The 10,133-nt window shown below is 72.4% G+C and carries 8 protein-coding genes and 2 pseudogenes; 2 read left to right on the plus strand and 8 right to left on the minus strand.

The features are described from left to right. From PV341_RS40305 to PV341_RS40340, 8 genes and pseudogenes are all read right to left on the minus strand, one after another. Positions 1-208 (minus strand): annotated as a pseudogene (locus PV341_RS40305) (ABC transporter substrate-binding protein); the annotation flags it as partial. Between the two features lie 377 nt (positions 209-585). After that, positions 586-3,534: a M14 family metallopeptidase gene (locus PV341_RS40310; RefSeq protein ID WP_500360395.1), complete on the minus strand. Its 2,949-nt coding sequence runs from the start codon at positions 3,532-3,534 to the stop codon at positions 586-588. Between the two features lie 240 nt (positions 3,535-3,774). Further along, a complete protein-coding gene (locus PV341_RS40315; protein WP_500360401.1) occupies positions 3,775-4,170 on the minus strand; it encodes a TetR/AcrR family transcriptional regulator in 396 nt (131 codons plus the stop codon). A gap of 84 nt (positions 4,171-4,254) precedes the next feature. Next, positions 4,255-4,362: pseudogene (locus tag PV341_RS40320) on the minus strand (TetR family transcriptional regulator); the annotation flags it as partial. Between the two features lie 64 nt (positions 4,363-4,426). Beyond that, entirely contained in the window at positions 4,427-4,756 is a 330-nt protein-coding gene (locus PV341_RS40325) for a hypothetical protein (RefSeq protein ID WP_500323703.1), read from the minus strand. A gap of 459 nt (positions 4,757-5,215) precedes the next feature. Then, complete coding sequence (locus PV341_RS40330; RefSeq protein ID WP_500323702.1) at positions 5,216-5,704, minus strand: hypothetical protein; 489 nt, start codon at positions 5,702-5,704, stop codon at positions 5,216-5,218. Beyond that, positions 5,686-6,849, minus strand: a complete 1,164-nt coding sequence (locus PV341_RS40335) for a macrolide family glycosyltransferase (RefSeq protein WP_500360397.1) — start codon at positions 6,847-6,849, stop codon at positions 5,686-5,688. The genes PV341_RS40330 and PV341_RS40335 overlap by 19 nt, the downstream gene beginning before the upstream one ends. Before the next feature lie 126 nt (positions 6,850-6,975). Beyond that, the gene (locus PV341_RS40340; protein WP_500323700.1) at positions 6,976-7,461 is read right to left on the minus strand and encodes a MarR family winged helix-turn-helix transcriptional regulator; all 486 of its coding nucleotides are present in this window, start codon (positions 7,459-7,461) and stop codon (positions 6,976-6,978) included. A gap of 132 nt (positions 7,462-7,593) precedes the next feature. Between PV341_RS40340 and PV341_RS40345 the strand changes: the two genes are divergently transcribed. Then, positions 7,594-8,100, plus strand: coding sequence for a signal peptidase II (locus tag PV341_RS40345; protein ID WP_500323699.1), 507 nt, complete (start codon positions 7,594-7,596; stop codon positions 8,098-8,100). Between the two features lie 300 nt (positions 8,101-8,400). Continuing rightward, the coding region (locus tag PV341_RS40350) for an FUSC family protein (RefSeq protein WP_500360399.1) at positions 8,401-10,133 on the plus strand (1,733 nt) is incomplete at its 3' end.

Genomic DNA, 10,133 nt, shown 5'->3' on the forward strand with positions numbered 1-10,133 from the left:
GCGACTGGAAGACGTTGTTGAACACGATCCAGGAGCCGACGTCGTAACCGGCGGCCGGATCGACCGCCGTCACCTTGTCCGTGATCCCCATCGTGAGGGACTTCCCGGAGGCCTCGCCGTCCGACCCTCCCGAACCGCAGCCGGCGACCACGACCGCCGTCAAGGTCGCGGAGAGCGGGAGCGCCAGTCGCTGGACTCGATTCCTCACAAGACTTCCCTCACTACTTTTTGGTGAACCTATCCCTGCTCACGCTCATACAGAAGGAATTTCCGGATTCGCGCCAGCCGGCTCCTCATCCTGCCAGGCCCACCGACGGTTCCCGAACCCGGGGTGACCAGCCCGAACGGCGGCAGGCGGTGGCGCGTTCGGATCGCGGGCCGTCAATCCCGGACGACACACGTGCAGCAGCCACTTACTAAGCGTTCGCTTTTTGCTTCCGAATTGCCGCGCAATGGCTCGATCATGGATATCGCCCGCACCGCGTGCCGACGAAGCAAAAGGCGGCCCGTACCCACAGGGGGGTACGGGCCGCCTGGTTCAGCGACCGGCGTCCGCCACGCTCGGTCCTGGAGGACGCCCGGGCGTCATCGGCGGAGTGCCTTGAGTGCCTGACGGACCAGTGTCGCGCGGTCGGACGCCGAGGTGACGTGCTCGAGCCCGAAGCCGAGCAGCACGGTGTCGTCCGTGGTGACGGCGCCCTGCGTCAGCGGGCCGGTGCGCACCCAGTCGCGCTGGGCCGGCGGGCTGCCCGCGGGCGGGCCGGTGACGGTCCAGGGGCCGAGGGAGGTCTCGAAGCCCTCGGTCTCGGTGACCGCGCCGCCGATGACCAGCGAGGTCTCGTCGGCCTGGACGCCCTGGCCGCCGGAGCCCGGGTCGGTGACGTAGCTGAGCGAGACCTCGACCTTCTTGCCCGCGTAGGCGCTCAGGTCGAAGTTCACCGGCTGCCAGCCCTGGGACGCGCCCGTGAAGCTGTTCCAGGCGCCCGAGGTGCCGGTCGCCGTGCAGCCGTCCGCGCCCGGGGTCAGGTAGTGCGTCAGCCACGGGTGCTCGCCGATGTAGAACCCGGCCTCGCACTCGGTGGGCACGGTGGTGCTGGTGGCGCCGCCCGCCTCGGGGAGGGTGGTCCAGTCGTCCGCTCCGACGGTGTGCGCCTCCAGGATCGCGTTGTCATAGCCGGGTTCGGTGCTCCACAGCAGGCGGGAGCGGAGTGTGGGCGAGTCGGCCGCGCTCACGCCGGTGAGGTCGATCGTCCGGGTGAGCCGGTTGTAGGCGTCGTCGGTGTGGACGGCGGCCGCCATGTACGAGCCCGCGTAGGGCGCGTCCGAGCCGACGGACCCGGTGTAGCGGCCGGCTCCCTTGCTCGCGAACTTCGGGAAGGTGGCGGGTGCCAGCCAGTCGGATGTCACCCGGTAGGTGCCCGCGGTGTCCAGCGGGTTGCCGGTGGCGGCACCGAGCGGACCGGTGAAGCCGGCCAGTGCGCCCGTGCCGCCGAAGCCGGTGGCCCCGGTGGTCGACGTGCGCGAGTACGCGCCCAGGTAGTACTGGCTGAAGTCGTTCGAGGGGGTGCCGTCGGCCAGGGCCACGTTGCCGCCCGCCCGTTCGCCCGCCTCGATCAGCTTGCCGCCCTCGTTGAGGTAGGCGCGCAGTTCGAGCTGGGTGGGGTTGCCCGGCAGGGCCGCGCCCGTGTAGTGCACGACGGTGCGGAAGTGCGCGAGGACCCCGAGCGCGTCGGGCGCGCCCTGGGTGGCGACGTCCCACACCGCCGCGCGGTGGCCGTTCGCCTTCAGGGCGTCGACGTACGCCGCGGTCTGCGTGGCGGGTGCGCCTTCCTCGGCGACGACGAGGGTGTCGGCCGAGGGACGGGCGGCCACGGTGTAGGTGAAGTGGTCGCTGGAGACCTTCTTGCCGCTCCTGGCCCGGGCGGTGAACCACACCTCGACCTTGTCGCCGACGTCTCCGGCGCGGACCTTCGCACGGTATTCGTCGAAGTAGAGGTCGTCCTCACCGCCGTAGGTCTCGCCACCCCGCCAGGAGCGCAGCGCCTCGTCCTTCGTGCGACCGCCGTTGACGCGGTAGTTGAGCTCCCTGTCGCGCAGCGACTTTCGGGCGACGACCGAGACCTCCTGGTCGTTGCCGCGCGCGTAGGAGGTGGTGAAGGACCCCGGGGTGAAGTCGGCGGCGTCCAGGCCCACGGAGGAGGAGGGGACGTCGGGGTGGGAGGCCGTCTCGGCCACGGAGAGCGCGAACGGGACGTTCTTCTCGAACTCCTGCTCGATCAGCTTCTCGTCGTCGGGGAAGTTGAACCCCGACTGGCAGTCGGAGGCCACCCACTGGTCGTCCGGGTCGATGTCGGACGCGGTCTGGCACGTCGACATCTCGGGCGTGAACATCGCCAGGCCGTTCACGTTGGACGCGTGACCGTCGGCCTCGCCGTTGGTGGTGTACAGCTCGGACGACACCTGCGGGTGGTAGCCGGGGATGGCGGAGTTGTCCGGCGTGCCGGCCAGCGCCTTGTACAGGACGTCGTCGGGGGTGTCCGTGGCCACCTGCCAGCCGACCCCGTAGAGCAGCAGCTCGGCGGCGGAGTGGTAGTTGATGCCGTACGTGAAGTCGATGCGCTTCTGGAACGCGTCCAGCGCCCGCGTCTCCGGCTCGGAGTTCGGGCCGGCACCGCGGTAGGTCTCGCTGGCCGGGTTCGGCGACGAACCCTCGTTGTCGTAGCCCCACTTGTAAGCGAAGTTACGGTTCAGGTCGACGCCGTCGCCCGCGGATATGACGCCGTCGCCGTTGTTGTCCCGCAGGTTCTTGCGCCACAGGCGGGTGTCGTCGCTCTGGAAGGTGTAGTCGTAGCCGTCGGGGTTCGCGGATATCAGGAACCACAGCTCGGTGGAGTCGACGAGCTTCTTGATCCGCTTGTCGGTGCGGTAGTTGTCCAGGTAGTGGTGCATCAGCCGGCGGGTCATCTCCGGCGTGATCCACTCGCGTGCGTGCTGGTTGGACATGTACAGCACGGAGGGCTTCGAGCCGTCCTTGGACTTCGCGGCGTCCTTGGTGACTTTGAGGGCGAGGACGTCCTGCCCGCGCGTGGTCTTGCCGATCGAGACGACCTTCGTCAGCCCGGGGTTCGCGCGGTTGGTGGCGAGGATCTCCTCCTTGATGCCGCCCTTGCCGCTGTAGGGGCGGAACACCTTGTCGGCCGCGTTCTGCACCCGCGCCTCGGCCTTGGCGCCGAGCGTGTGCTCGGTGAGCCGCACGCCCTCGCGCCGCAGTTCCTCCGCCTGATCGCCGGTGAGGTACACCTCGACCGAGGTCGTGCCCTGCGCCGGCGGCCGCTCGCTCAGCTCCTGCGCGTCCTGGCCGGCCTGGAGCAGCAACGGGATCTGGCTCTTCGTCACTTCCGCGCGGTACACCTTGACGGTGTCCGCTCCGGCGGCGGCCGTGCCCGCGTCGCGGGCCTGGGCCATGGGTGCGACGGCCGCACCGGACAGGATGAGGGCACCGACTGCAGCGATCGATAAGGATCTGGTTCTCACGAGCATCCCTTCACGTCGTTCCAGGACAGAGGCGCCAATCCCATAAGAAGTCAGGTCGCCCGTCAAGGTGCCGGGAAAAACGCGCCTCGGGGGTCGGCGTCCCGCGGGAGCGGACATTTCCCTTTGAGCAACGGGAAATTCGGCCGCCATTGCCCGAAGGCCGGGGCGAGGCGTCGGGAGAATTTCGGGATCTCGGTGAACGCGGTTTGTGATAGCCCGGGTGCACGTCGCGAGCACCTGCTACTGGCGGGAATAACTCGTTCCGCGCTCGTGACGCGCCGACACCCCCTGCTGCGGGGCCCGGGGAACGTCGACGGAGAGGGCGAGGGCGAACAGCTTCGTCAGCTCCTCGACGTCCAGTGAGGCCAGCGGTTCCGCCGGGAAGACGTAGCGCAGCATGACCAGGCCGGTCAGTTGGGCGGACACCGAGGACGTGAACATCGGTGACCGCTCGGTCTCCTCTGGGGCGATCCGGCCCATGCACGAGGCGAGGGCCGCTTGGACACGGTCGCGGAGCGTCCTGGCGATCGGCCCGTCCGACATGCCGGTCCGGTACACCGCGACCAGTGCCGGGCGGGTCGACTCGTCCTCCCAGACGGGGAGGAACGTCCGGGCCATCCGCTCCCCCCGGCTCATGGGAGCGGCTTGCGCCTCCTCGGCCGTGGGCCCGTCGAAGAGGGTGGACAGGTCGATGCGGGAGGAAACCGCGTGCCGGAAGAGGGCGTCCTTGCCGTCGAAGAAGGAGCGGATCATCGCGGGGTCCACCTCGGCGCGCCCGGCGATCGCGCGCAACGTGGTGCCCGAGTACCCCTTGGCGGCGAAGAGTTCGAGCGCGGCGTGAGGATCCTGGTCCTGGTGTTGCTCCTCCGGGCACGGCGGCCGGCGCCGTCGCTCATGGCTCCGTCACATGGTGGGCGCGCACGGCCGCGATCACGGTGTCGGCGGTGCGGTCGAGGTGACTGCGGCCTTCGGACGACCGTGCGGTGGGGCTGATGTAGCCGAGCGGTCCGACGTGCGTGGCCGGGTCGAGCCGGTGCACGCTGATCTTTCCGGCACGGCGGGCCCGGTTCCAGCCACTGCCGCGGACCAGCGGCCAACGCTGGGGGAAGATCCAGGTGCCGAGCCTTTCGATGCGGTCGCTCGCGCTCGTCAGCCGGTGCAGGTGCTCGGCATGGGTGAGGTCGTTGGCGCCGTTGTGGAACCCGCCCAGCGTGATCAGCACAAGTGGCGCGTGCAGTTGGGCGTGCAGTTCGTCGACCGCACCGGTAGCGGTGGTCGGCGGCGACGAAGATCTGCACGACGTTGTGCAGGAACAGCAACAGTGCGACGCGGCGGCGCAGCCACGCCCAGACCGGCCGCTCGGCAAGGGGCTCCGCGAGGGGCGAGTAGGGCTGGACCTGGCCCAGTACCCGCAGTTCCGGCGCCCTGGCGATGAGGGCCGCGACGAGCCGGCCGCCGTCACGGGTGTCGCGGACGCGGCGTTTGCCGATGCCGTCCAGGTAGACGAGGTACGCGTCGGGGTGGCCGTCGGGAGCCGCGCCGCGTGCGTAGGGAACGCCGTCCGGGAGTGCGGTGACGGGGGCACGCCAGTGCGCACCGTAGGCCAGCACCTCGTAACGGGCCAGCAGCGCTTCGGCGATCAGCGCCGTGCCGACCGCGAACGCCCACATCAGGTACCCGTTCATGTCTGCGCCTCCAACAGTTCGGTCGTGCTGATCCGCACGACCAGGCGTCGGACGGCCTCGACCGTCACACCCAGCCCGGCCCCCGCGAGGGCCACGCAACCGGCGGCGGCCCACCAGCCCAGGCCGGCGGCCGTGGCGAGCCGGTCGGCCAGCCCGGCCCCGACCCCGAAGAAGAGCAGCAGGTGGAGCATGGGCCCGGGCCAGGGGAACGCGAGGACGCCGGCGAGCAGCAGAGGGGCCGCCAGGCCCGGCGTCCACACCGGTCCGGCGCCCGGCGGTGGAGCGGACAGTGCCAGTTCGGCCAGCGTGGCCGCGCTCTGCGGCCACACCGCGAGCACGGCGGCTTCGATGAGGCCACCGCCGATCAGTGATCCCGCCACGAGGGTGCGCGGCATGCCCGGCCGGCCCACCGCCAGGGGCAGGATGCGCCCGGCGGCTTTGGACACCCCGGCGAAGGCCAGCAGGATCATGGCGGCGAGCGACATGGTTCAGCCTCGCCCCCGCACGTGGGCGTGGACCGGTGACCGGTCGGCGGAACCCGCGGCCCGCAGGTACCGCTCGAGCGTGTCGGCCGCACCCAGGTGTCCGCCGGCCGCCCGCTGGGCGGTCCGCAGGGCGGCCGCGGCAGCCCTGAAGCGGGGGTCCTGGACGAGGCGTCCGCCCGGGCACGTACCGCGTTCTCGGTGACCTCCCGGGTGGGGATCGACAGTCCGGCGCCAAGTTCCTCGACGCGACGGGCCACCATCGGCTGGTCGGCTCCCTGTGGGACCACGAGCATCGGAACCCCGGCGTACAGGGCCTCGTTGACGCTGTTCATTCCGCCGTGGGTGACGAACAGCGCGGAGCGGGCCAGCACCTCGGGTTGCGGGACGAAGGGACGGACGAGCACGTTGGACGGCAACGGGCCCAGCGCGACGGGGTCGGTGCGTCCGGCGGAGACGACGGCGGTGCCCCCCAGTGCCGCCAGCGCGGTGGCGAGGGTGCGCAGCAGGTGCGGGTCGGCGTTGAACACCGTGCCCAGCGACGCGTACACCACGGGGTCCCGCAGCCGGTCGGTGGGGAAGGTGGGGTCGGCCGGGCGGGCGCCGATGCTGGGACCGACGAACCGGTAGGTCCCGTCGAAGCGTTCGGCCTGGGGCTGGAACGCGCGTGAGGTGAAAACGAGGTTGAGCGGCTGGCGGAGGTTGCCCAGGTCGATCGGGGGCAGTCCGTGGGTGTCGTAGTGGTGGCGCAGGTCCTGGCGTGACCGCAGATAGCCCCGGACGCCGCGTGGGTGGGCCGCCGCGGCGGTCAGCAGGTCCCAGGAGCCGCGGGTGGGGCTCGGCACGTCCCGGTTGAACGCGAAGGTGGTGAACGACGAGGCGGCGGGCACGCCGAGTTCACGGGCGGCGACCGCGCCCCACAGGCAGGCGTTGTCGTGGACGATCAGGTGCGGCCGGATGCGGCGCAGTTCGGCGAGCACCGCGGGCAGCAGGCCGACGGCACTACGGGCGAGCCCTTCCAGCAACGTGACTGGTGTCGGCGGATCGGGGAGCGGCTGCTCGCCGCCGGGGTACAGGTACACCTCGGCGCCGGCGGCCTCGATCTCCTCACGGAACCCGGCCGTTACACCTACGACGGTATCACTCAATACCGTCTCGTGTGCGACTAATGCTGACCATGTCTCGCCGGCCGGCGCCGGCACCATCCGCGGGGGAACGACGAGAGCCGCGTGGCGGGCGCACCACGCGGCTGGACGGTCTTCGCTACGACAGGCTTACGCCTCGCCACCTTCGGGATAGGCGAACCGGGTCAGCAGGTCCTTCAACCGCTCGGGCTCACCGGGAGCCAGTTCGGCGACCAGATGCTCGGCCAGGGGCACCGCCGCCACGTGGGCCGCGTCGAACAGCTCGACGCCGGCGGGCGTGATCTCCACCGCCCGCACCCTCCTGTCCCCCGGAACGCCTTTGCGCACGGCGAGCCCCTTGCGCTCCAGGTCGTCCACGACCCGCATGATCCCCGCCTTGTCCGACCCGGTCGCCGCTGCCAGGTCCCGCTGCACCGTGGGTCCGCGGTCGACCAGCACCATCAGCACCGCGAAGTGCCGCACCTCGATGCCGAGCGGCCGGAGCGCCTCCCCCATCACCGCGCCCGCGCGCCAGTGCGCGCGGCGCAGCAGCAGCCCCAGGGCGAACGGGGAGGTGTCCCCGGGTCGGTCGGTCGCACGCGGGGCGCTGGTTCCACGAGGGGCGTCGGCAGTCATGTACGCACATTACCAGCCATCTGCTCGTTCGAGACCGTATCGAGAGATACCGAACCCCGCTCCGGGCGCCCGCCGCGCCGCCGGAGGCTGCGCGTACGCTCGGTGCAGTCACCAGCGATCAGGAGGTGGGCGGTGCGGCGGGCGTATCTGCTGTGGACGGTTGCGGCGGCCGGATTCGCCGTGGACCAGGTCACGAAGGCGATCGCCGCGGTGGTCGTCGAGGGCCACGAACCACGGCACGCCCTGGGTGGCACGGTGACCTTCACCGCCTTCCGGAACTCCGGGGCGGCCGGCTCCTTCGCTCCCCGCGCGACCCTGGTCTTCACCCTCGTGGCGGTCGTCGCGCTCGTGGCCATCGCGCGGGTCGCCGGCTCCGTACGCTCCACGGGCTGGGCGGTCGGCCTCGGGCTGATCTTCGCGGGTGCCGGCGGGAACCTCGCCGACCGCGTCTTCCGCACCCCCGGGTTCGGCCGGGGAGCCGTGCTGGACTTCATCCAGATCGGCGATTCCGGGATCTTCAACCTCGCCGATCAGTGCATCACGGCCGGCGCCGTGATCGTCCTCATCCAGGCCTTCCGCGGCGTCCCGCTGCGTGCCGCCGTCACGGGCGGCGTCGGGGGCCAGGCGCTGGAGCGGTAGCGGCGACGGGGCGCGGCCCGTCACGCCGTCAGCTGGATCTCCTCACCGGAGTCATCACCCGCATCAGGGCCCAGGGCCCGTACAACACCCCCGAGCCGGCGAGCTACTACGGCGACGGGCGGGGCTACACCGACTACCCGGCCCTCGTCTGACCCCGCCCGCGTGCCGCCTCACCGGCGGCCCGCCGCAGCCGGACGCGCCGGGCGGCTCCCTCCCCGGGACACGCCGGGCGCTCTGGTAGGACTCGTCCCACGGCGCGGGCGGGCACGGGTTCCATCGCCGTTCGGACGTTCGGAGGCCATGAGGTTGCCCCACTTCTCAGCCGGCCGTGCCGGTGGCCTCCTGCACGACGCCCTGCGCCCCGGCGGCGGGCCCGGCTACCGGTACGCCGCCGGGCTGCGCGCCGCGGTGAGCATGGGCATCCCCCTGACCGCCGGGGCCGCCACGGGCCACCTGTCGTGGGGGCTGATCGCCACCATGGGTGCCTTCACCGCCGTCTACGGTGCGAAGGAGCCCTACGGCCGGCGGGCGGTGCTCCTGGCCGGGGTGGCCGCAGGGTTCGTACTCTCCGTCGCCGCCGGGTCGCTGGCCGGGGGCAGGACCTGGCTCGCGCCCGTCGTGATCGGCCTCGTCGGCGCGGTCGCCACCTACGTCTGCGACGCGCTGCGGATCGGGCCACCGGGTGGCTACCTGTTCGCCCTCGCCTGCGCCATGTCCACCCCCCTGCCCGTCGACGCGGCGGCAATCGGGCAGCGGGTCACGCTCACCGTGGCCGGTGCCACCTGCGCCTGGCTGGTCTCGATGTCGGGATGCCTGATCGACCGCCACGGGCCGGAGACCACGGCGGTCGCCGACGCCTACGACCAGCTCGCCGCCTACCTCGACGCGATCGGCGGCCCCCGCCAGGGCGCCGCCCAGCACCAGGCGGCCCTCGCACTGCGCACCGCCTGGTACGCCGTCGCGGCGCCGCCCCAGCCCCTGGGCCGGGCGACCGGGCGGGCACGGCTGCGACCGGCCGTGCGGCAGGCCCACCACGTGTTCGCCGCCGCCGTCCGCGCCGCCGCCACGCCCCCTGCGCCGCTCCCCGGCGACCTCGCCGCAGCGCTGCGCCGCACCGCCGGCTGCCTCCGCCACCGGCGTACGCCCCCGCCGCCCCCGGCCCACGGGCCCGGCGGGGAGCCGGCCGCGCGTCGCGCGGTGCGCGGCGAGGTCGAGCAGGCGGTACGCGATGCCGCGTCGGGGGCGCCGCCGGACGGCGAGGGGGAACTCCTCGAACCGTCCAGCGCCACACGGCTGCTCGCCTCGGCCAGGAAGCGGCACTCGCTGGTCCTGCCCGCCGCGCTGCGCGTCGGATCGGGCGCCGTCATCGCGGGCTGGCTCGCCCACGCGTGCGGACTCGCGCAGCCCTACTGGGCCTCCGGCGCCGCCATCGTCGTCCTGCAGGGCGCCAACGTCACCACCGTGATCCGGCGCGGTCTGCAACGCGGCACCGGCACCGCCGCCGGGGTCCTGCTCGGCGGCGCCGTCCTGGCCCTCCACCCCGGCCCGCCCGCGCTGGTCGCGGCCGTGATGCTCGCCCAGTTCGCCGCGGAAGCCGTCCTGGCCCACAACTACGCCCTCGGCGTCGCCTTCATCACCCCCCTGTCGCTGTTCCTGACCGAGGCCGCGCAGCCGGCGTTGCCCGTGAGCCACCTCGTCACCGCCCGCCTCCTCGACACGGTGTGCGGTTGTGCGGTCGGCGTGGCCGCGGGGCTCACGCTCTGGCAGCGCACCTCGACCGTCCGGCTCCCCAGCGCCCTCGCCCACGTCATCCGTGCGGAAGGCACGACCTGGCACCTGAACCTCAGCGCGGGCGACGACGCCGGGCACAGCGCCGCCGCGAGGGCCCGGCACCGCCTGCGCACCGACCTGATCAACCTCCGGGCGGTCGCCGACAGCGCCGCCGGCGACCGCCCCACCCCCTGCGAACTCGCCCGGCTCTGGCCCGCCATCGCCGCCACTCAGCAACTCGGCTACCTGGCCATCTCCACCAC

The sequence above is a fragment of the Streptomyces sp. PA03-1a genome, assembly GCF_033792805.1.
GTDB lineage: Bacteria > Actinomycetota > Actinomycetes > Streptomycetales > Streptomycetaceae > Actinacidiphila.

Coding starts and splice junctions, on each gene's coding strand:
- PV341_RS40315 (WP_500360401.1), bottom strand. CDS start 4,170: ATGAGCCGGGGGGAGCGGATGGCCCGGACGTTCCTCCCCGTCTGGGAG.
- PV341_RS40330 (WP_500323702.1), bottom strand. CDS start 5,704: ATGTCGCTCGCCGCCATGATCCTGCTGGCCTTCGCCGGGGTGTCCAAA.
- PV341_RS40340 (WP_500323700.1), bottom strand. CDS start 7,461: ATGACTGCCGACGCCCCTCGTGGAACCAGCGCCCCGCGTGCGACCGAC.